Below are 22,779 nucleotides of genomic sequence, written 5' to 3' on the forward strand. Positions count from 1 at the left end.
CTTAAGTTATCAAAGAATACGGAGGAATCATTATGAATATCGCGTGGAAAGAAATAAAGAAAAACAAAGTACGATTTATCATTTTAGGCTCAATCATCTTCTTAGTCAGTTTTCTAACATTTATTATTTCTGGGTTAGCAAATGGATTATCCCAAGATAATGCGGCGCTAATAAAAGATCTTCCGGATGGTCATTTTTATATGGAAGCCGAGGCCAATGAAACCTACAACCTTTCTAGAATAGATGAAAACGTACAGGATAAACTATTAACTAAAGAAAAAGACGCAGTTGCACTCTCTATTCAAATGGGCTTTGTAAACGATGCAGACGACAAACAACATAGTCTCGCATTTGTCACTTCGACTGATTCGAATTTATTTGAAAACGTCGGAAAAGGTGAAATCGTATTAGACCGTTCATTAGAAAAAGACGGCATTAAAGTCGGAGATATATTAACTAATAATCAATTCAGCGGCGAATTCAAAGTAAAAGGCTTTGTTGATCAAGCTAAATATAGTCATGCGGCAGTCGGTTTTATCAATATGGAAAACTACCAAGAAATTTATCGTGTAATGGAAATGCAATTGGTGTTCATTCCTGGAAACGATAATGAACAAACTATTTCTGGATTACAATCTTTTACAAATAAAAACTTTCTAAACACGATTCCGAGTTATAGTGCGGAACAGATGTCTCTAAATATGATTGTTTGGTTTTTAGTCGTCATTAGTGGAATGCTGTTTGCGATATTCTTCTATATGATGAACGTTCAAAAAATTGGATTGTACGGAATCTTAAAAGCCATAGGTGTAAAAACAAGTTCGCTGTTCAAAATGATGTGGACGCAAATGTTGTTCATTACGGTTATCGCGCTCGGCTTTTCCGTTGCGTTGAGTCAAGTCTTCACACTGATTGCACCCGAAGGAATGCCGTTCAGCTTAACTGCAGAAACCACGATTCAATTGTCTATCGTATTTCTCGTAATCGGATTTATTGGTGCAACACTTTCAGGTATTCAAATCAAAAAAGTCGAACCACTACAAGCGATTCAACAAGGAGAGGTTTAATATGACAATTTTTACAATTGATGAAGTTACTAAAACTTTTACAAATGGAGAAGTAGATGAACAAGTCTTAAAGGGAGTTAATATTACGCTAAAAGAAGGAGAGATTACTGCTTTAGTAGGAGCCTCCGGATCCGGTAAAAGTACAATCCTAACAATAGCAGCTGGACTTCAACCCGCATCGGACGGTCAAGTAGTATTTGAAGGAAACAACATGACTTCTATGAAGCAGGAAGATATTAGAAAGATACGTGCTACCGACTTTGGGTTTGTTTTCCAATCCGCTCACCTCGTCCCCTTTCTAACGGTAGAAGAACAATTGATACTTATGTTAGATGTCTCAGAATCTAAAATGAGTAAACGTGAACAAAAAGAAGAAACTGACAAAATCTTAAAACAAATAGACATGTACCATCGCAAGGATGCCTATCCTGCTTCCTTGTCTGGTGGGGAAAAGCAGCGGGTCGCAATTGCCCGCGCTATCATTCACAAACCCAAAATGCTGTTCGCAGATGAACCTACTGCTAGTTTAGACTCAAAAAGATCAAAAGACGTCATGGCTTTAATTCGTGAGTTAACGAAAACGTTAAACATTACAACATTGATGGTCACTCACGATGAAGAAATGCTTTCCTATGCCGATCATGTTATCACCATGAAAGACGGATTGGTGTTGACATAAGAATTACCTAACAAAAAGAAGACCTATCGAAGGTCTTCTTTTTACTTTATTAAATTGTTAAGACTTTCATTGCGTTCTAACTTTTCCGCTTCTGAAGCCAAATCATATTTTTTTAGTACATGGAACAGTTCATTTAAAATAAGTTGACTAGGCTCACTTTTCAAAAACCGAATTCCTCCATCATATAATTCCCTAGGAAGAAATGGTTTTTGTTCCGTTAACTTCTTCTTAACATCCTCTGGTGAATGGTCAAGTTGACAAGTTCCCATTTAATAATCCCCTTTTTAGAGATATTTTAAACTGCTCCTTAATCATAACACTCTTTAAGGACGGATGTTCAGCTTACATATAAATGATATTCATAGTACTTATCGTTTACGATTTAGCGAATCCATTGCCCGGTTGCTCAAGTAGTTTAAATGTGAAACTTCTACAAGTACAATAACATTATTTGTTTCTTTTTCTATAAATGGTTTAATTCGCCCCGTGTAATCTTCCAATGATCTACAATCAAAATTTCTCGGAAGTATCACAGTAAATTTGCATGCGACTTTCCTAGCAGAATCGCCATTATCTTCGGAATAGTATCCTTCTATGGCTTCTAAAGTGATGTATTTTCTCTTCATTTTTATTTTTGGCTTTGGCCTTAACAGGAAAGAGACAACCCCACTTGCATAGATCATAAAATTTCCCTCCTTAAAGATGAACCCATTAATATATTACGGTTACCATTCGTAAATGCTATCACAATTTAACATATTAAACGGCAGTAAGCATTTAAGACATTATCAAGGACCCCAATTTTTTACTGAATAACCAATTCCAAATAACTCATCTTTTTATGACTTAAATATGCGTAGCCAACCTTTATGCCTAAACAGAAGAAGCATAGCAACCCCTATAATCATCATAATACCTAGCACTGCCAAATAACCAAAACGCCAATATAGTTCAGGCATGTGCTTAAAATTCATGCCATAAATTCCTGCAATAAATGTGAGCGGGATAAAGACCGACGAAATTATTGTAAGTGTCATCATAATCCGGTTCATCTGATTAGAGTTTACAGCCGCCTGAACATCTCGAATATCTGCGGTTAAATCACGATTTAATTCCAACGTATCTGTTAAACGCAACAAATCATCATGGATATCTATAAAATAAGCACGTTCATTTGCTTGTAACCCCAATTGTTCTGAGTTAAGCATTTGATTTACCAATTCTTGCATCGGTATAAAGCTACGTCTTAATCGTAGTAAATCACGACGGACATCAAATACTAAATCCTTTGATAAGTGAACAGTCGTCGGTAATAGCCTCTCTTCAATATCATTTAAATGATCTTCTATCTTATATAGTATCGGAAATAAATTACTCACAATCTCATCCATTAAGTGGTATGCGATTAAGATATGACCGCCATCCCATTGCGTCGGATTCTTAATAATATTTTCCCGTACAACGTCCAATTCCCTTAGCTTGTTGAAATGAAAAGTTACAACATAATTTCCTCCAAAAAACATATTAAGCTCTTCAGCGCGCAAACTTTCATGACAAATAGCGTGGAGGACAAAAAAGGCATAATCCTCATAGTAATTGATCTTTGGGCGTTGTAGCCCTTGCAAGCAATCTTCAATTGCCAGGGGGTGAAAATGAAAGAATGAATGCAGTAAAGACACTTCCACTTCGCTTGGGTCATCAAAATCGATCCAATACCAAAGGAAGTTCTGGGCATTGATATCACTCAAAGGAAAATCAAAAACCAATTCTTTTTTTTTCGTAAATCCAATTGTACGAATCATGATTTCACCCCATTCTTTATTCGCAATAAAAAACCTATGATTGTCAATACAAGAGTAATCATTGTACTGTTTAATGCTATAAATAATTGTAACACCAAGAAAGGGTTGCTGACAAAATTAGTAATAACTTAGTTTGATTTTAATAGAGCATCTTACAGTAAACGCTAAAAGATAACATTACTTTTCCAAATAAAAAACCCCTCTTACTAACGACTATAAATTCGTTAGTAAGAGGGGTTTATCAATGTATCCAAAATTCAGTCTATTTGAACCGGATTGGGAGCTAATGCTTCATCAGTTTCCTTAACCTTCTGGTCATACTTTTCTCGTACAAATCCATTATCTGTATATACCCAATCTTGATTTACACTTGTTGATAGATATCTATCATCATAGTTTGAGTCGATTTCTGCTTGAGGATATTTCGGAATAATCCAGAACTTCATTAAGAGGTAATAGATGATAAAACCTAATGGAAGTCCGACCAGGTACGCAATCGATAAAAATTTAATTGCAATTGCACCAGCCACTACCCAAGCGATTAGCCCAGCAGGATTATATCCCTTCATATACCTATATTGTCCATCCCGTTGAAATAATTCTGGAATGTTGATTCTTCTTCGCCTGATCAGGAAGTAATCACAAATCATTATCCCTGCTACAGCCGACAGTGCCCCACCATAGAAACCAAGAAATGTAAATAAGTGATCTAGGATTAGCCATGGCATGGTTGCCGTACCCACAACTCCTGCTAAAATAACACCCATTTTATAACTCATTCTAGGTGCAAGTGCATTTACAAAGGCAAGAGTAGCCGGTATTAAATTTGCAGCAGTATTCGTTGACCACTGTGCGATTGTAACTAAAGCTAATAGCCCAATTAGAACTAATCCACCTTGATTTTCTTGAATTATGGTAATTGGGTTCCAATTTCCGGTTGCTATAAATGCAATTGCTCCAATAAACGCCATGAACGCTGAAAGTACAGGCAGTGCAATAATTTGAGCAGCAAATATATTCTTATTGCGCTTGAAAAACTTTTTGTTACCTGACGTAACTTTTATATATCGGGAAATGTTTGGGACATCAACCGCTAATGCTGCCCAAAGTGATAAATTAGCCATGAATATTAATAGTAATGGAGTATTTTCAGTACCAACAAATGTCCATATATTATGACCACCCAATTGTGCAAGTCCATCCAAATAAAAATACATCCAAACCGATATACCAATTAGTATTGGAGCAGCCAAGTTCGCAAATCTCTCTACTGCCTTAATACCTAACATCGTGTTAATTATCTGTACTGCGGCAAACAGAATATACCATAGAAACCAATTACTATACCCAGATAAGTACTCGAAGATCCCATTTAGAGCAAGTGCGCCTAAGTAGGTTTGAATTCCAAACCATGCAGCCGCAACAATTCCTCGAGATACCACTGGTAAATGGGTTCCATTTATTCCAAAAGGGGCCCGAAGATAGACCGCAAATGAAAGTCCATGTTCAGTTCCAATATCCGCTGACATCAACATGACAACACCAATTGTAAAATAGGCTAGCAGTATTATGACCATACTTACTGCTAGCGAATGAGAAGCAACAGCATTCCCCCCAAATTGATAAGCAACTATCATGACAACGATTCCGACCCATATCGAAAAGTAACCAAACATGCCAACTGTGCGATTTTTATTTGTTATCGGCAGAATTGATTCTTCTATTAAATTATTATTATCACTTTCCACTGTCATTAACCCTTCAGCCTCCTGTAAATTACTTTTTTTGAAAAGGTAACTTTGAAACAGTAAGTTTTGGTCATCTGTAAATTTCATTGTCACCATTTTGTTGAATGCTTTACATTTTGGTGTCTTCCGTAAACGATACAAGGCGCTATAATAGTTCAGAATAATCTTTTCACTATCACTTTTCATCTTTATATTACAGTTCGAATCAACTATTTCCTCTATTTTTGAGAATAAAAAAACGATCTTCAAAGGATGAATAATTGATGAGTATTCACCCCATGAAGACCAGTCATTGAAACAGATCATTTTTGATATAACTCTTTCATTCAACCCAGATTATTGTGAATATAACTCTACTGGGCCACGTTCATTACGCATCTTCTCTCTAGTTTTTTCAGAAGCCTGTGCATCAAGTTTTCCATTTTCTATGACGACTCCATAATCTCTAAGTGCAGTTTCTTTAGATACATAATCATCTAATACATCTTCATATACTTGCTCTGCTGGTCTTTCTAATGGATCACCATAGCCACCAGACGAAGGTACCATAACTTTAATTGATTCCCCAGCTTTAAGTGTGTATCCATTTAATTTTGAACTAAGCTCTTCTGGGTTTGTGTCAGGATTCTTGATAAGACTTGCAGGAGTACCCGGTAATCCGCCTTTGAATCCCCACGGACGTACTGTATGTTTGTCTCCCTCCATCGTCATAAATCCATCTGTTAACATGCGGTTCTGACGAACAATTCCAAGCCCTCCACGCCAGCGACCCGCACCTCCTGTATCTTCACGTAGCTCATATCTGTCACAGACCATCGGCTTATGCATATCAAGATCTTCAATCGGATTATTACGGGTGTTCCATGAACTAAAGTCCATCGCATCCATCCCGTCTTGACCCGGTCGACCTCCATAAGAACCTTCATTAACTTCAATATAGACCCAGTAATCGCTATTCTCATCCAAGCCTGCATATGAAGCAAATTGGATATTAGCAGAGCTACCTGCACAAGTTTGGTTCGGGAGTACCGGCGCCAAAGCTTTGATGATTAGGTCAGCAGCTGTATTTACTTGGTTAGCCCGACTGAATGTTGCAGCCGGTTTATTTGGATTAAATATACAACCTTTTCGAGCTGTTACTGTAATCGGTCGGAAAGTTCCGTGGTTTGGCGGTATGAATTCTTCATGTACGGCAGTGTCCAAGAATATGGAACGTAATACACTATAAACACTTACACAAAGTGCCCCTGAGTACGCCGCATTGAATGCCGTAGGTGTCTGATCGGCTGAGCCGGATACATCTACCTCTATTTCGTCTCCTTCAACATTAATCTGTACATGTACTCTGAGTCGTTTCCCTAAATTACGGCCATCATCGTCTAACCAAGATTCGGCTTCGTATGTCCCATCTGGAACTTTTGCAATTTCTTGCCTCATGACACGTTCTGAGTAATCCATCAATTCTTCAGACGCCTGTAGCACCGTATCTTTTCCGTATTTATCCATCAATTCTACAAAACGTTTAACACCAAGACGGCAGCCAGCTACTTGTGCTTCCAAGTCACCTATTACTTCACGTGGTGTGCGTACATTTTGACGAATAATCTCAACAACGGTCTCATTTCGCACGCCTTTATCATAAAACTTGATGCCATTCATTATTAATCCTTCAGCATATATATCCGGGGCATCTACAATTAATCCTGGCTGGGATCCACCTATATCAAGGTGATGTGCCGCGGTCCCTGCATATCCAACTAATTCGCCTTCATAAAAGATTGGTTGACAGAGCGCTATATCCGGAGAGTGTGAAGCCCCTGCATATGGATCGTTGTTCCAAATAATATCACCTTCATGCTGATTATCTCCCAGAACGCTCTGAAATCCTGCAATATAGCCCGGTAAACATCCAAGTTGCATTGGTGTTGAATCGGCCTCAGCTAACGTATGGCCAAACTTGTTAAACACACCCGCTCCAAGGTCTTCCGATTCTCGAATAAGCGAAGAGTACGACATTCGTTCAATGACATGAGCCATTTCTTTAGCGATTGTATGAAGCGCACCACCAATAATTTGTAGTGTAACTGGATCAATTTTCTCTTTGATTTCACTTTTAACGACCATGATAGTTACTTCCCCCTTTAGACACTAGTTTTTTCTAACTTACGTTTAATATCTTGAGTTACTTTTTTAGCAGATACCAATAGTGTTCCGTAAATTGAAACTGTTCCTTCCCAGTTAGGTGGGATCAATGTTGTAGAATCACGTTGCACGACAATTGCTGGTCCACTTACTATGTCGTGGGCAAGTAATTTATCACGTTTGAATCGTGGTGTTGGTAAACTCTTAATTTCTCCATCTATTTCAAAGACAGTATCTCTTACATACACAATTGCTTCCTCTGGATTATCTCTATTTCCATTTTCTAATGTTGGTAGATTCATTGCTGGAATTTCTCCAGTTCCTATAACTCGTAAAGTGATAATCTGTACATGTGTATCTGGGAAATGGTGTCCATATTCTTGTTTATGAACCTTATGGAAGTTTTCGCGAATCTCGTTCATTGATTCTTCTCCAAGTTCACCTTCTGGCAGTGGTACACGCAATTCTATTCCCTGGCCAACATAACGGCATTCTGCAATTTTTTCGATTACAATACATTCTGATTCAATACCGTCTTTAATCAATTGAGTTTCGGCTTGTTCAATCAGAGATTCAAAATCTTTATTAATCGTTGAAATAACTTCACTAGTTATATCTTCTGAACTCGCAACACGTGATTTAATATAATCATATTTAAGGTCTCCTACTAAAAGTCCAATTGCTGCAGCAACTCCAGGATATGTTGGAACGACTACTGACTGAGAGTCAACTGTGTCGGCCAAATCTACAGCGTGTAATGGACCAGCCCCACCAGCAGCAAATAATGAAAACTCTCTTGGATCTGTCCCTTTTTTAACAGAGCTTGCACGGATTGATAATGCCATATGGTTATTGATTATCTTGAGTATTCCTAAAGCCGCCTCTTCGGTCGTCATATTTAATTGTTTGGCAAGTCTACGCATTGCTTCAAAACTTAACGCTGGATCTATATTAAGATCCCCTCCAAGAAACTGCTCTTGGTCAAGTCTACCTAATACAATATTCGCATCGGTTACGCAAGGATCTTTGCCACCTTGGTTGTAACAAGCTGGTCCTGGATTAGCGCCTGCACTTTTCGGCCCTACTCTGAAAGCGCCACCTGGATCTACGTAAGCAACCGATCCACCTCCAGCACCAATCGTTTCTACATCTACCATTGGCGTTAGGACTGGTGAGCTATTAACCGTAGCATCAAGTGAATTGACAAGTTTAGCCGTCCTATTTGGAATTACTGAGATGTCTGCAGAAGTGCCCCCGATATCGACACTAATCAAGTTCTCGATGTCTTCTAGTTCTCCCCATCTAGCCGCGGCCAAGACGCCCCCAGCTGGTCCTGATTTTAGTAAAGTGACTGGTGTTGCAGTGGCCATCTCAACAGAAGCCATTCCTCCTGATGACTGCATGATGTGAAGCTGCCCCTTACTGCCTATTCGTTCCAGTGCACTAACTAAATGATCCACGTAACGTTTAACCTTAGGCGCTACATAAGCATTCATTGCTGTCGTACTAAACCGTTCGTATTCTCTAATTTGTGGAACGACTTCACTTGATGTGAAGCATAGTACTTCTGGCCACAATTCATTAACAATTTCTTTTGCTCTACGTTCATGACTATCATTTAGAAACGAGAACATGAAGCAAACAATTACAACGTCAACACCTGAATCCTTTAGCCTTTGTACAGCTTCTCTAACTTCACCTTCATCTAAAGGAATAGCAACTTCTCCACTAGGAGCAGCTAGTTTCTCTGTGATTGGCAATCTATGACGACGTTTTACTAACGGCTGTGATTGCCACGGAATATCTTGTTGGATCGAAAAGTTTTCAACCTTTTTGTGACGGGCAATGTGTAAAATGTCCCTGTAGTTTTTTGTCGTTAACATTCCAACAGTTGCACCATCTCGTTCAATTGTGATATTGGTTGCAACTGTCGTTCCATGAAGAATATAATCTACATCAATAAGTGGAACATTTGCATTTTCACATATCTCCTCGATGCCCCTAACTACGCCAATCGATTGATCTTCGATTGTACTGGGCACTTTATGAATCGTGAATGTATTAGTTTCCTCACTTATCAATATTAAATCCGTAAATGTACCTCCAACATCAACTGCAAGTTTAGCTTTGGCCATTATACACACTCCCCTTAGAATTTAAGTAAGTTAAAGTTATACCAAATCATTCGTTAGTAGGGTGGAGACTTTCCCCCATAAATCAAACTTTCTCCCACCCATATTGCAAGCGCTTACAATATGTTCCATTACTCCTATTCGCTACTTCTAGACAAAGTCCTGCATAATTATTTTTATAACACCCTGTAAGTCTTCAACTTGAGACACAAATCCCAATAATCAGTTACCTCTACATAAGAAAAGTGCACCTTTTCAAATCCGTATTAATGAGAATTATTTCTCGGCTTTTCACAGACTAGAAGGGTGCACTTGTTTAGGATAAAGACACATTATTTTGTACAATTTATTCGTATGAATAGATTAACCTACCTCTTCAAAGCCACACCATTCAAGAATATTTAGAACGTTGATCTCAACACATTGTAGCCATTCTTCCACGTTAACCCACTCATCAGCACCGTGTAGATTGCCACCAGTCGGTCCATAAATAATTGTTGGGATATCCAAGTGCAAAATTGATAGACGGATATCACTAAATGTAGGCATTCCTAGGATTTCAGTGTCTTTTCCAGTAACGTTGTCGATATTTGACTTCGATAATGTTACTAGTGGATGATCTGGACTAATTTCAGCTGCACTTGTTTGCCATTCCCAAGTAATTTCAGGCGGATGTTCTGTTAACCACTCGTCCGCGCTTGCAACTTTATTAATTGCTGCGACAATTTGTGCTTTTACATCTTCTAGTTTTTCATTTGGTGGATAACCAACTGTTCCTGTTAGCTCACATTCAGCTGGAACTTTATATGCCCAATCTCCTGCGTCCATAATTGCTGGAGTTAAATTGGTAGACCGAACTGGCATGTTTGATTGTTTAAAGTATCTTTCAAAAGGTGCATAGCTAATTGTTTTAGCACGTTCTTCATCTAACTCTATTAATGCTTCATAAATTTTGATAGCCTTTCCTATCGCGTTAACACCAACCTGTGCGTTTAAGTTATGTGCTGCTAGTCCTTTTACTTTTACTTTAAATATAAGTCCACCTGCACAGGCAATCTGTGGTGCTAACCCTGGAGTTAGTGGATGTGGATAAATACAAGCATCCGCTTTAAAACCTTCCTGTTGTAAGCGTTGGGTCATTGCGACTGCACCTGCAGCGCCGCCAACTTCCTCATCAACAACTGAGATTGCTGTGATGTCTGCTTTCGGCTGTAAACCCATTTCACGAATAATTTCTAATGCAGCAAGTATAGATCCAAACCCGCCCTTATTATCAGCAGTTCCTCTACCGTACATAATATCGCCTTCGATTACACCTTCAAGTGGCGGATATGTCCAATGAACGAGATCACCTACTGGAACTGTATCTACGTGGGTAAACATTAATAAAGATTTACCTTTACCGCCAGCTCCAGCCCACTTACCAACTACGTTTGGTCGACCTTTAAAGCCTACCTCTCGCTCTACTATCGACTCTGTATATTCTGGGTGAGATCGAACCGAATCGTCTGCTTCAAATGTATCAACATCAAGTCCTAGTGAAACCATTTTTTTTCGAATATGTTCCTGAACAGGACCTTCATATCCTGACTCACTTGGAATTTGGATTAAAGCTTGTAGATCTTTCACAAGTTTTTCTCGATTTTCCTTTAAATAAGCACTAACTTTTTCTTTTACATTACTAGATACGGCTGTTGTCATTTTAACATTCCCCCCATTATTTTATATAACAATATCAGATGTCATGTATTTGTCACAACTCAACATACAATGTATTCTGAATATTTGGTATGGTAAGCATATCTCCTCGTTTCAAATAAGTCTAATACTTGTTTCAATAGACCTTGATACTTTAAAAGTATCAAAGACTTCTAACTTACTTTATTAAATAACATTCCAGTGTTTGTTAGACTTTGTTTGTGCAAGTGATCATGATGAATTTATGGCTAATCGAAGAAGTATTATTATAAAGATAATAACTAGGGGGAAAATAACCTTATGGAATTACGCCATTTAAGATACTTTATTGCTGTCGCAGAGGAACTACACTTCGGAAGAGCGGCTGAACGGCTACAAATATCACAACCTCCATTAAGTCTTCAGATTAAACAACTTGAGACAAATTTGGGCGTATCACTTTTTTCACGAACGAGACAACGCGTAGAACTAACTTCGGCCGGTGAATCTTTTCTAAAGAACAGCTACAAAATAATTAGGTTTATTGAGAAGGCTTGCGAGGAATCCAAAAGTGTAGGTCGTGGTGAATCTGGTCAATTAATATTAGCTTTTACAGGGGCAATTGGATTTGAACTTCTTCCTACAATCTTAAGAGCCTATCATGATAAATATCCAGATGTAAATATCATCCTAAAACAAATGACAACTTCTGACCAAATCGTGTCTTTTCGGAATAATGAGATTGATGTTGGATTAATAGTTTTGCCAGTTCTTAGTGAGTCTTTAAATATCGAATTATTACATGAAGAGCCATATATTGTTGCATTACCAAGAGAGCATCACCTAGCCCAGGACAGGGAAACGATAAATATCGCTAGTCTTGTTAATGAAGAATTCATTATGACATCAAGGGATTCTGGTCAAGGTTATTATGATTCAATCATTAGCCTTTGTAATTCTGCAGGGTTCAGCCCTACGAAAACACAAGAAGCTGATGAATTGCATAACGTTGTCTCCTTTGTTGCATCTGGCATGGGAATTGCAATCTTACCTTCATCAATTCAATTTTTTAAAAATGATGATATTGTATATCTCCCATTAGAAAACAATACTTCAAGCTATAGAACAGGAATCGCTTGGAACAAAACCGAGGATTCACCTACTACGCTTAATTTTATTTCATTTTTAAATGAAATAATTATTCCAAAAACCTTATCTGAAAACATTTCTTTAATAGGTAATTGATGCTGCAATCAAAACAACCGTGGACAGTTTAAACTGTTCACGGTTGTTTTTTTAGTTCTTCCAATGGAAACAAATCCGATTGACGAAATCTATCACGATTCTCTTATCCTTAGTATTTATATTTATAATAATCAACAGCGGTAATTAGTCGATAGCAAGAAGAGCTGGCTAATAGAAAAAAGTTTAGTACACATTGCTTAGGGCTATAAATGAAGCGAATGAGAATAGCGTGTCCACCTTGCAGACGCTATACGGTGGAGTCTGCAACATCAGCTCGAATACATAACTCGCAAGCCCTGTGATCGATTGTGAGGGCCCTGGAGATAGACCAATTAATACAAACCCCTGGTTGCACTGGTGATACCGATAATCTAACACTTTCGCATTCTTTAGAAGTGGTGCCAGTTCAAACACTTCAAGTAGCACAAAGTAGCTTTGTTATCACATAAAGAAATACTTTCAATTACCAAACGAGATGCTTGTGTAGTCTTACAATTTAATCACCCTGGCGAGGATTGTGGCTTTTCTTCAAGTTTGAATACCATAAGTAATTCACTTCACGGGATTCCGCAAACTTGTTACGCTATAATAGAGGTAGAACGATTGTAATTAGAGGGGGATTCTAACATGATTAGTAATAATCTTGCTGAAGCACTAAACCGACAAATGAATAATGAATTCGATGCAGCACAAGCCTATATGGCTATGGCAGCGCACTGTGAACATGAGAATTACGGTGGATTTGCAAACTTTTATCTTCAACAAGTGGAAGAAGAACGATTTCACGGGATGAAAATTTACAACTATTTGAACGACCGTGGTTTTCACGCAAAATTTACGCCAACCTCTGAGCCACAGATTCATTTCGAATCAGTCTTAGATACGTTTGAAGTCGCTTTAGAACAAGAAAAATCGGTCACAAGAAACTTCTATGAACTCGCTGACTTGGCCTTAGAAGAAAAAGAACACGCAACTATTTCATTTTTGAAATGGTTTTTAGATGAACAAGTCGAAGAAGAAGCAACTTTTGATACGCATATCCAGTATTTGAGACGAATCGGAGAAGACAAAAACGCCCTGTTTCTTTATGAGAAGGAACTAGGTCAGCGCGTATTCTCACCAGAAGAATAATAGATCGTCAAAATCCTAAAGCACAATGATTTATTGCAAAACAATCACAGTTTATTTTGTGAAGTACAAGTAAATGACCTAACCCTTTTAGGGTGGGTCATTTACTTTTTTTTAGTATTAATAATATTTCATCAAAAATAGTTTACCTGTTTGCTTTTTAAATAACTCCTAGTTTCTTCAAGGTTTTGTAGTGCTCTTTTCGGAATTATGTAGGCACTTACAGCGCTATTGTAAAGGTAATAATGGTTGGTATCCTCTTGGATACTTTTAATGCCCGCCCAGTTTACTTTCGTTTCACCATTAGAACTAACATCAATTATTCCCTGTTCCGATAAAGTCATATATCGTTCACCTATTAAGCCATCATTTTTCCCCTCTTTTAGCAACTTCTTTGAGTTTTTCATCAAAAGATAATAAAAATACTTAGGATAATACACTATCCAAAGAATGGAAATAAACGAAAACCCAATCAATGATGCTAGAAGTGAAATATCTCCGACCCATGAAAAAGTAAACGCAGCAATGATAAAGACAATTGGTGATAAAAACCGTTGCAACATCAAAGATTTAGATACAGCTTCAGAATTTTTTGCGTGAAATAAATTAAATTCCAAATAATCTTCTTCAGTTAAACTATAGTCAATCTTCAATACACAAGACCTCCGATTTCATTATAGAAACATTTAAATACCCCTTACACAAATTTACCATAATAATCCGCCACTGCAATTAGATACAGCGCTTTAATCACAATAAAAAGACCACCGATATACAAAATCGATGGTCAATATTATAATAGATAGGTTAAAATAATCTAGAATAAAATTGTAAACTTCCCTGTTACGAAACAAATCACGGTAGCAATATGCTCCCTAGAAATTAGTGAAAACCCATGACAGGAATCGATAATAGGCTCCAGTAATCCTTATCCTTAGATTGCTTGTATGGATTCCATTAAACAGGCTTTATCTTCCATATCTCCGTTGCATATTCCTTAATTGTGCGATCGCTAGAAAACTTTCCTGAATAAGCGATATTCGTCACACTCATTGAAAGCCACTTTAATTTATCTCTGTAGACTTGTTCGACATGCTCCTGTGTTTCCAGATACGGTTCGAAGTCCTTTAACACAAAGTAAGGATCATTATTATATAATATATTATAATAAATATCCTTAAATTCAATTTCATCCGAGCCAAATCCTTGATTCAATTGATCAAGAATCCTGCTTATACGATCATCGCTATTATATAAATCCATGGCACGGTAGCCACCATGGTTATTATACTCAATGACTTCATCCGCTGTTAGACCAAAGATAAAAATATTTTGATCCCCAACTTCTTTTTTAATTTCAACATTCGCACCATCCAATGTACCGACAGTTAAAGCGCCATTCATCATAAGTTTCATATTCCCTGTACCTGAAGCCTCTTTACCCGCCGTTGAAATTTGTTCACTAATATCGGCAGCAGGTATTATACGTTCCGCCAGGCTCACATTGTAATTCTCTATAAAAACGACTTTCAGTTTGTCCTGGATAACCGGATCATTATTCACAATCGAGGCGACCTTATGAATTAACTTAATGACCTCTTTTGCCAAATGATAACTGGGTGCTGCCTTTGCACCGAAGATAAACGTCCGGGGTGTGATATCCATATTTGGATTCACTTTCAACTGATCATATAAATACATAATGTGGAAAACTTTCAGCAATTGCCGCTTATACTCATGCAATCGCTTGACCTGCACATCAAAAATCGATTGATCGTCCACTAGAATACCCGTACGTTCATGTATGTGCTTAGCCAACGCCTGCTTATTTTCAAGCTTCACTTGATCAACCTTTTCTAAAAATGGCTGATCACTTGAATACTTTAATAGATTGATGAGCTGGTTAGGTCGCTGAATCCACGAGGGACCAATGGATTCTGTAATTAGTGCGGATAATTTCGGGTTTGCCTGCAACAGCCAGCGTCTATGGGTGATCCCGTTCGTCTTATTATTAAAACGTTCAGGGAAAAGTGCATAAAAATGCTTCATTTCCTGTTTTTTTAATATTTCTGTATGAAGCTTGGCTACACCATTTACACTAAAACTACCTACAATCGCCATTCGCGCCATATGAATTTGTCCATCGGCTATAACGGCTAACTCGGGAATATCATCCCGTAGTGCTTCATGATCAAACCAAATTCCTTTACAAAACCGTTCATTTATTTCATCGATAATCATATATATTCTTGGTAACTGCTGCTTCATCATCTCGACAGGCCATGTTTCAAACGCTTCACTTAACGTTGTATGATTCGTATAAGCAATTACTTTTGTTGTTACTTCCCAGGCATTATCCCAGCTGAACTTCTCTTCATCAAGCAGAATTCTCATGAGTTCTGGGATTGCCAAGGTCGGGTGTGTGTCATTAATTTGGATAACAACCTTTTCCGCTAAATGCTTCAGCGATTTTTGGTTATTTTGCTGGTAGGTTTTGATGATTTGCTGCAAACTGGCAGAAACTAGGAAGTATTGTTGCTTTAAGCGCAACTCTTTCCCTTCATATTGGGAGTCATCTGGATAGAGGAAACCTGATATTTGTTCAATCGAATGCTGATGATCTAGTTCATGGTAATAGTTGGTATCCTCTTCCGCGAAGTCCTCATGTGTTGTTACCGGCTCTGCGCTCCAAAGCCTTAGTGTGTTTGTTACCCCATTTTGGTAACCAACAATAGGGATATCATACGGAACTGCCATTACTTTGTCTGTGTTTTCATGTTTAAATTCAAGATTACCATCCTGTTTCTTAAACATGTTAACTTCCCCGCGGAAATCAATACTCACGGCTTCGTCCGCGCGCCTAGTTTCCCATGGATAAGGGTCCTTCAACCAATTATCTGGCAGTTCTATTTGATTCCCATGGATAATTCGCTGCTCAAATAAACCATATCGGTATCTTATACCGAAGCCATGTCCTGCATATTTAAGGGAAGCCAACGAATCAAGGAAACATGCTGCTAAACGGCCTAATCCACCATTTCCTAATCCTGCATCATGTTCCTGTCCGTATACTTCCTCCGCTTTGAAACCCAGCTTTTCAAGCGCTTGATTTGAAATATCCAGCATCCCACAGTTAAGTAGATTGCTTTCGAGTAAACTGCCTATTAAAAATTCCATTGATAAATAGTAAACCTGTTTACACATTTTTTCCTCATACTTCTTTTTCGTCTCTTCCCATTGCGGAATCAATTCTTCATTGACAATCGCAGCAATTACGTAATAGATATCATTACTATGGGCGTCTTGTATGTCTTTTCCTGTTTCCTTTTTTAACACATGTTCTATTTTTCCGATAAACGAATCAACTGTAAACTGAGACAAATATTTCTCTCCCTTATACGTGCTCCGTAGTTAAATTACTCTCTGCTAATTCGCGATATAGCGTCGCGTATTCATGTGCTGAGTCATCCCAGCTAAATCGACTTTTATTTACATTCTGACTAAGCTTCAACCAATGCTCTCGTTGTCGATAAATTGTTAACGAGTAATCTAAAACTGTCAGTAAATCGTGTGCATTATAATTCGTAAAACTAAATCCATTTCCTTCCCCTGTTACTTCGTTGAAAGCCTGGACCGTATCTTTTAATCCCCCGGTTTCACGAACAATCGGTACCGTTTTATACTGTAGCGCAATAAGCTGTGCTAATCCGCAAGGTTCAAACTGTGAAGGCATAATGAAAAAGTCAGCCGCCGCATATAATTGACGGGCCAAATCCTCATCAAATGTCAGCATTGTTACTAATTTATTCGGATGGATACGGGCCGCTTCTGCAAAGAAATGTTCAAATTCGGGATCACCGGTACCCAAAATAATTAATTGAACATCTTCTTCGAGAAACGAATGTATAATATGTTGCACTAGATGTAATCCTTTTTGTTCAACAAGCCGTGTGATGATTGTATATAATGGCTTGTCCGCATCAATTGGCAATCCAACTTTCTCCTGCAATAAAACCTTGTTCTCTCTTTTCTTAACTCTTGAAGATCGATAGTGCACAGGTATAGCAGGGTCCGTTAAAGGATTGTAGTCCCTTATATCAATCCCATTCAGTACTCCAACCAAGTCATCATCTCGTTCTATAAGGAGGGATTCAAGCCCTTCACTATAGTGAGGATGTTTAATTTCCTCTGCATAACCAGGGCTGACAGTCGTAATTTTATCTGCATGAAACAGACCGCTTTTCAGACAATTTAGCATCCCACCCCATTCCATACCAGCAATGTGTTCATCTGGTAGCTGGAAGAAGTTGGCGAAGGTATCTAACGGCATGACGCCTTGGTACCTGATATTGTGGATGGTAAATACCGTTTTCATATGTGCAATAGGTTGTTTAATTTTGGCAAGTGCCACAGCAATCCCAGCCTGCCAGTCATGCGCATGCAAGATATCTGGAACAAAGTCGAGATGCTGTAATGCCTCGATAACTGCATGACTGAAAAAGACAAAGCGTTCTCCGTCATCATAGTATCCGTATATCCCTTTTCGCGTGAAATAATACTCGTTGGAGATAAAATAATATTCGATACTTTGACGAGTTAATGTATAGATGCTTACTTCGTGATTACGCCACCCAAATTCCACGTTAAAAGAAGTGTAGTACGTCATTTGATTCTGCCACTCTTCACCTATTTCGTCATATAGCGGCAAGATCACACGCACATCGACCTTCTCATTCGTTTGCAATGCCTGAGGAAGAGACCCGATTACATCTGCAAGTCCGCCCGTTTTAACAAACGGCGTACATTCTGATGCTACAAATAATATATTTTCCATGGAAGATTACTCCTTTATCTATGTCCCAATCATCAATCACAAGACATTCCTTTTTGCGACGATATATGGCTTTTCCGGGGACCCGATTAAATTCTGATTCGCTTTTACATGCACATCTTTATCCAAGATAACATTTTCAAGGTGAACGCCTTCTTCAATTGTACAACGCTGCATGATTATAGAGTTTTTAACAGTAGCACCCGCTGCTACTGATACCCCTCGAAATAGCACACTACCTTCTACATTTCCATCAATCAGACAGCCATTTGCAAGTATAGATTGCTTCACACTTGCATTAGCAAGGTATTTAGCTGGTGGCTGACTACCAATTTTCGTCCGAACGAACGGTCGTTTATAAAACATTGCCCGGTAATTATCTTCATTTAGTAGATTCATATTGTGCTTATAATAACTTTCAATTGAATTTATAAAGACGCCGTACTCCTTATTCTCATACGTTTGTACTTTTAAATCGGAAAGGTTTTCCTTAATCCCATTGACGAAAAAGTGTTCTTTATTGTGAGCAATACAGTCGTCAACAAGCCTCATTAATAATTCTTTTTTTATTATATAAACACCTGTAAAAAGTTCAGGGTTGTTTAAATCATTAGTTATTTGCGTGACCCAGCCTGATTCGTCCTTCCCAATACGAAGGCATGATTCGTGTTCTGCACATAGGGACTCCTGTCGTGACGACAATAGCGTGACGTCTGCTTCCCGTTCAAGATGAAACTTAAAAGCATCTTGATAATCGGTATTGGAAATAAACTGTCCACCGCTAACTAGAACATGGGACGATTTTCCACGATTAAAATAATCACGGTTATTATGAAAAAATCGTAAGTCCCCTTTTGAAATATCAGACGGATCATTCCAGTCCGGTGGCAAAATAAACAAGCCGCCATTTAGTCTGCCCATCCCCCAGTTTTCCCCTGTCTCCAAATGATCCATCAAAGAACGATATTTGCTAGATGTGAAAATAGCTATTTCTTCAACGCCCGAGTTTCCCATATTAGAAAGAGGGAAATCTATTAATCGGTACCTACCTGCAAACGGGATAGAAGCACCATTACGAAAATAAGTTAATTCGTGAAAGTAATGATGTTCATGCTCTAAATTTATCAAACCCATCATTGTTTCCATCTGTAGACCCCCTTAAACTTTCTCTGTAAGTAGTAATTCTGACAATGTTTCTTGGTCGATAACAAGTGGTTCCTTTTCCGCTTCAATCCGGATACGAATTCCATCTGGTATTTGAGTATTTTCCATCACAATGACTCGTTCTAACACTGCGTCTCGGCCCACTTTTACACCTGGGTGTAAAATAGACTGGTAAACAATACTGCCTTCTTCAATTTCTACATTTTCAAATACGATTGTATTTTCGACTGTTCCGCTGATCCAACAGCCAGAATTAATAAGTGAATTTTTCACAGCTGCCGTATCTCCTATATATTGCGGTGGGAAGTTCGACTCGCTAGAATAAATTCTCCAGTCTTTGTTGTTTAACGAAAACTCTAAATTCTCGTCAAGCAAATCCATATTCGATTCCCAGTAACTCAGAGTCGTTCCTACGTCTTTCCAGTATCCTTCAAAACGATAGGCGTACAGTTTTAGGTCGTCATTTACCATAGCGGGAATAATATCATTTCCAAAATCATGACTCGAATCCTTATTCGCCGCATCAGCCAATAAATAGGATTTTAAAGATGACCAATTAAAAATATAAATTCCCATAGATGCTAAATTACTTTTTGGGTTTTCTGGTTTTTCATCAAATTCATAGATTTTCATATCCTCTGTTGTATTAAGAATTCCAAACCGTGGTGCTTCTTCCCACGATACTGGCTTAACAGAAATCGTCGCATCTGCCCCTGTTTCCTTATGATGCTTTAGAAGCTTTGTATAATCCATTTGATAAATATGATCTCCTGAAATTACAAGTACATATTCTGGGTCATAGCTATCAATATAATGAATGTTTTGATAGATAGCATCTGCGGTGCCGGTATACCAATCCCCACCACCCTTTGCTATATATGGTGAAAGAACTGTCATCCCGCCATTTTGTCTGTTCATCCCCCACGGTGCTCCATTACCAAGATGCTTATTTAATTCGAGTGGTGAATATTGTGTCATTACGCCTAATGTCTGTAAGCTTGAATTGGCGCAATTACTTAATGCAAAATCAATAATCCGATATTTTCCGCCAAAGGGCACCGCTGGTTTAGCTGAATCCTTTGTTAACAAACCAAGCCTCTTGCCTTCTCCGCCCGCTAATAACATACCTACACAATTTTTCATTTAATAGCATCCTCCTTAGATATAATAGATTTCTCACGCTTGAAAATAGTAATTGCTAAAGGGGGTACTTTGATTTTGATATGTTGGTCTGCATGATGCCATTTATCTGGAAACGTGAAGTGTTGCTTCTCATTTAACTGATTAGATCCCCCAAAATCTGCTGCGTCTGAATTGAATACTTCTTTATAAGTTCCGGGTTCTGGCACTCCAATTTTATAATCATAATAGACAATTGGTGTGAAATTACAGACGATAATTAATGAATCCTCAACACTCGATCCACGTCTTTCAAACGCGATGATACTCTGCTCCATATTGTTAGGGTCAATCCATTTAAAACCTTCCGGATTGTGGTCTAGCTCATAAAGCTCAGGATATGCCTGGTAAAAGTGATTTAGTACTTCAACATACGTATTTATTCCTCGGTGAAGCGGATATTCCAATAAGTGCCAGTCGATTTCCTCCTGGTCCTTCCATTCCGCGTATTGTCCTAGTTCGCCCCCCATAAATAATAACTTTTTACCGGGGTGCGTCATCATATAGCCATAGAGTAATCTTAAATTGGCGAATTTCTGCCACTGATCCCCAGGCATTTTATTTAGCAATGACTTTTTACCATGGACCACCTCATCATGTGAAAGAGGTAGAAGAAACTTCTCTGAATGAATGTACATAAATGAAAACGTGAGTAAGTTATGATGCCATTTCCGACTAATGGGATCGAGCTCCATATACTTCAACATGTCGTTCATCCAACCCATATTCCATTTAAAGTCGAAACCTAGCCCCCCACTATGTGTCGGTGCTGTAACTAAGGGTAAATCGGTGCTATCTTCAGCCATCATAAGCACACTTGGATCATAGGTATCTACGACTTCATTTAATTTACGGATAAACGCGAACGCTTCTAGGTTTTCCTCTTCACCATAAGTGTTATATATTTTATCTTCCCCGTCTGCTTTGTCGAAGTTCAGGTAAAGCATACTGGCTACTGCATCAACACGAATTCCATCGATATGGTATTCCTCCGCCCAGAAAAGAGCGTTAGAAATTAAAAAACTTTGCACTTCGGGTCGTCCGAAATCAAAGGTTAAAGTCCCCCACAATCTTTTTTCTGCTTTACGGGGGTCACTGTATTCATATAATGCTTGCCCATCAAACTGGCGAAGAGCAAATTCATCCTTACAAAAATGCCCGGGCACCCAGTCCATAATCACACCCAACCCCTGCTGGTGGCACTGATCAACAAAGTATTTAAAGTCATCCGGTGATCCGTACCGAGAAGTTACAGAAAAGTAACCAGTTATTTGATATCCCCATGAAGGGTCGAATGGATGTTCAGCGAGTGGCATAAGCTCTATATGTGTATATCCTAGTGATTTGACATAAGGGATTAGAGTTTTAGCTAGTTCACGGTAAGTGTAAAAATCGTTTGCGTCTTTTGTTTCCCAATCTTCTAGCTTCTCATTTCGTTTGGTCTTCCATGAACCTAAATGTACTTCGTAGATAGATATCGGGGTTGTAAAAGGATCAATTGTCTTTCTTGCCGCCTTCCATTCCTGATCCATCCATACAAAGTTTGAATCTGTAGGGGTTAATGATGCTGTTGCCGGCCTAATCTCAGATGCAAAGGCATAAGGATCTGCTTTCATTAGTAATGTACCGTCACGTGCATGAATCTCGTATTTATAAGCAATGCTGTCACTAATATCTGTGAAAAAACCGACCCATAGTCCGGCTTCTGTTATTCTCTGTAATCCGTGTTTCTTCCCTTCCCACTCATTAAAGTCTCCGACAACCTGAATCGCCTCCGCATTCGGTGCCCAAACTACAAAGCGAAATCCGCTGGTACCTTCCCATTCAATAGCGTGGCACCCTAAAAATTTTTGGCTTTTATAATTCGTTCCTTGATGAAATAAGTATATGTCTGCTTCAGATAAATAATAATCCACTGATTTTGCCCCCCATTATGTTGAAACCAGTTACCTTTAATACCTTTCGCCCAAGAAAATATAATAAGT

The 22,779-nt window shown here is 38.4% G+C and carries 17 protein-coding genes; 4 read left to right on the plus strand and 13 right to left on the minus strand.

Annotated features, from left to right (window positions below):
* The first annotated feature begins 32 nt into the window (after nt 1-32).
* Nucleotides 33-1,067, plus strand: a complete 1,035-nt coding sequence (locus KSU66_RS00290) for an ABC transporter permease (protein WP_269049408.1) — start codon at nt 33-35, stop codon at nt 1,065-1,067.
* Between the two features lies 1 nt (nt 1,068).
* On the plus strand, nt 1,069-1,746 hold the full coding sequence (locus KSU66_RS00295) for an ABC transporter ATP-binding protein (protein WP_269049409.1): 678 nt from the start codon (nt 1,069-1,071) through the stop codon (nt 1,744-1,746).
* Between the two features lie 41 nt (nt 1,747-1,787).
* Here the strand turns inward: KSU66_RS00295 and KSU66_RS00300 are convergent, their stop codons facing one another.
* The 7 genes from KSU66_RS00300 to KSU66_RS00330 form a co-directional block, all read right to left on the minus strand.
* Entirely contained in the window at nt 1,788-2,015 is a 228-nt protein-coding gene (locus KSU66_RS00300) for a hypothetical protein (protein WP_269049410.1), read from the minus strand.
* A 99-nt stretch (nt 2,016-2,114) separates the two neighbouring features.
* The gene (locus tag KSU66_RS00305; RefSeq protein WP_269049411.1) at nt 2,115-2,429 is read right to left on the minus strand and encodes a hypothetical protein; all 315 of its coding nucleotides are present in this window, start codon (nt 2,427-2,429) and stop codon (nt 2,115-2,117) included.
* A 156-nt stretch (nt 2,430-2,585) separates the two neighbouring features.
* A complete protein-coding gene (gene corA, locus KSU66_RS00310) occupies nt 2,586-3,548 on the minus strand; it encodes a magnesium/cobalt transporter CorA (protein ID WP_269049412.1) in 963 nt (320 codons plus the stop codon).
* A 257-nt stretch (nt 3,549-3,805) separates the two neighbouring features.
* A complete protein-coding gene (locus KSU66_RS00315; RefSeq protein ID WP_269049413.1) occupies nt 3,806-5,302 on the minus strand; it encodes an NCS1 family transporter in 1,497 nt (498 codons plus the stop codon).
* A 330-nt stretch (nt 5,303-5,632) separates the two neighbouring features.
* The gene (locus KSU66_RS00320; RefSeq protein ID WP_269049414.1) at nt 5,633-7,420 is read right to left on the minus strand and encodes a hydantoinase B/oxoprolinase family protein; all 1,788 of its coding nucleotides are present in this window, start codon (nt 7,418-7,420) and stop codon (nt 5,633-5,635) included.
* Between the two features lie 17 nt (nt 7,421-7,437).
* On the minus strand, nt 7,438-9,573 hold the full coding sequence (locus KSU66_RS00325; RefSeq protein WP_269049415.1) for a hydantoinase/oxoprolinase family protein: 2,136 nt from the start codon (nt 9,571-9,573) through the stop codon (nt 7,438-7,440).
* A 360-nt stretch (nt 9,574-9,933) separates the two neighbouring features.
* Nucleotides 9,934-11,271 carry an ArgE/DapE family deacylase gene (locus KSU66_RS00330; RefSeq protein ID WP_269049416.1) on the minus strand — a complete coding sequence of 446 codons (1,338 nt, stop codon included), beginning with the start codon at nt 11,269-11,271 and terminating at the stop codon, nt 9,934-9,936.
* 297 nt (nt 11,272-11,568) lie between these two features.
* Here KSU66_RS00330 and KSU66_RS00335 point away from each other — a divergent pair, with 297 nt between their 5' ends.
* Entirely contained in the window at nt 11,569-12,492 is a 924-nt protein-coding gene (locus tag KSU66_RS00335; protein WP_269049417.1) for a LysR family transcriptional regulator, read from the plus strand.
* Nucleotides 12,493-13,119: 627 nt separating this feature from the next.
* Nucleotides 13,120-13,623, plus strand: coding sequence for a ferritin (locus KSU66_RS00340; protein WP_269049418.1), 504 nt, complete (start codon nt 13,120-13,122; stop codon nt 13,621-13,623).
* A gap of 131 nt (nt 13,624-13,754) precedes the next feature.
* On the opposite strand, the gene KSU66_RS00345 is transcribed toward KSU66_RS00340, so the two are convergent.
* From KSU66_RS00345 to glgB, 6 genes are all read right to left on the minus strand, one after another.
* A complete protein-coding gene (locus KSU66_RS00345; RefSeq protein WP_269049419.1) occupies nt 13,755-14,273 on the minus strand; it encodes a YcxB family protein in 519 nt (172 codons plus the stop codon).
* A 304-nt stretch (nt 14,274-14,577) separates the two neighbouring features.
* Nucleotides 14,578-17,001, minus strand: coding sequence for a glycogen/starch/alpha-glucan phosphorylase (locus KSU66_RS00350; RefSeq protein WP_269049420.1), 2,424 nt, complete (start codon nt 16,999-17,001; stop codon nt 14,578-14,580).
* Between the two features lie 13 nt (nt 17,002-17,014).
* A complete protein-coding gene (gene glgA, locus KSU66_RS00355; protein WP_269049421.1) occupies nt 17,015-18,454 on the minus strand; it encodes a glycogen synthase GlgA in 1,440 nt (479 codons plus the stop codon).
* Nucleotides 18,455-18,490: 36 nt separating this feature from the next.
* The gene (gene glgD, locus KSU66_RS00360; protein WP_269049422.1) at nt 18,491-19,597 is read right to left on the minus strand and encodes a glucose-1-phosphate adenylyltransferase subunit GlgD; all 1,107 of its coding nucleotides are present in this window, start codon (nt 19,595-19,597) and stop codon (nt 18,491-18,493) included.
* 12 nt (nt 19,598-19,609) lie between these two features.
* Complete coding sequence (locus KSU66_RS00365; protein WP_269049423.1) at nt 19,610-20,758, minus strand: glucose-1-phosphate adenylyltransferase; 1,149 nt, start codon at nt 20,756-20,758, stop codon at nt 19,610-19,612.
* Complete coding sequence (gene glgB, locus KSU66_RS00370; RefSeq protein ID WP_269049424.1) at nt 20,755-22,710, minus strand: 1,4-alpha-glucan branching protein GlgB; 1,956 nt, start codon at nt 22,708-22,710, stop codon at nt 20,755-20,757. The genes KSU66_RS00365 and glgB overlap by 4 nt, the downstream gene beginning before the upstream one ends.
* Between the last annotated feature and the right edge of the window lie 69 nt (nt 22,711-22,779).

Source organism: Sporosarcina sp. G11-34, from assembly GCF_026931025.1.

What these genes read in the sequence shown, in the direction of transcription:
- KSU66_RS00340 (WP_269049418.1), top strand. Translation starts at nt 13,120, where the DNA reads ATGATTAGTAATAATCTTGCTGAAGCACTAAACCGACAAATGAATAAT.
- KSU66_RS00325 (WP_269049415.1), bottom strand. Translation starts at nt 9,573, where the DNA reads ATGGCCAAAGCTAAACTTGCAGTTGATGTTGGAGGTACATTTACGGAT.
- KSU66_RS00320 (WP_269049414.1), bottom strand. Translation starts at nt 7,420, where the DNA reads ATGGTCGTTAAAAGTGAAATCAAAGAGAAAATTGATCCAGTTACACTA.
- glgA (WP_269049421.1), bottom strand. Translation starts at nt 18,454, where the DNA reads ATGGAAAATATATTATTTGTAGCATCAGAATGTACGCCGTTTGTTAAA.
- KSU66_RS00365 (WP_269049423.1), bottom strand. Translation starts at nt 20,758, where the DNA reads ATGAAAAATTGTGTAGGTATGTTATTAGCGGGCGGAGAAGGCAAGAGG.
- KSU66_RS00335 (WP_269049417.1), top strand. Translation starts at nt 11,569, where the DNA reads ATGGAATTACGCCATTTAAGATACTTTATTGCTGTCGCAGAGGAACTA.
- KSU66_RS00295 (WP_269049409.1), top strand. Translation starts at nt 1,069, where the DNA reads ATGACAATTTTTACAATTGATGAAGTTACTAAAACTTTTACAAATGGA.
- corA (WP_269049412.1), bottom strand. Translation starts at nt 3,548, where the DNA reads ATGATTCGTACAATTGGATTTACGAAAAAAAAAGAATTGGTTTTTGAT.
- KSU66_RS00305 (WP_269049411.1), bottom strand. Translation starts at nt 2,429, where the DNA reads ATGATCTATGCAAGTGGGGTTGTCTCTTTCCTGTTAAGGCCAAAGCCA.
- KSU66_RS00290 (WP_269049408.1), top strand. Translation starts at nt 33, where the DNA reads ATGAATATCGCGTGGAAAGAAATAAAGAAAAACAAAGTACGATTTATC.
- glgD (WP_269049422.1), bottom strand. Translation starts at nt 19,597, where the DNA reads ATGGAAACAATGATGGGTTTGATAAATTTAGAGCATGAACATCATTAC.
- KSU66_RS00315 (WP_269049413.1), bottom strand. Translation starts at nt 5,302, where the DNA reads ATGACAGTGGAAAGTGATAATAATAATTTAATAGAAGAATCAATTCTG.
- KSU66_RS00300 (WP_269049410.1), bottom strand. Translation starts at nt 2,015, where the DNA reads ATGGGAACTTGTCAACTTGACCATTCACCAGAGGATGTTAAGAAGAAG.
- KSU66_RS00330 (WP_269049416.1), bottom strand. Translation starts at nt 11,271, where the DNA reads ATGACAACAGCCGTATCTAGTAATGTAAAAGAAAAAGTTAGTGCTTAT.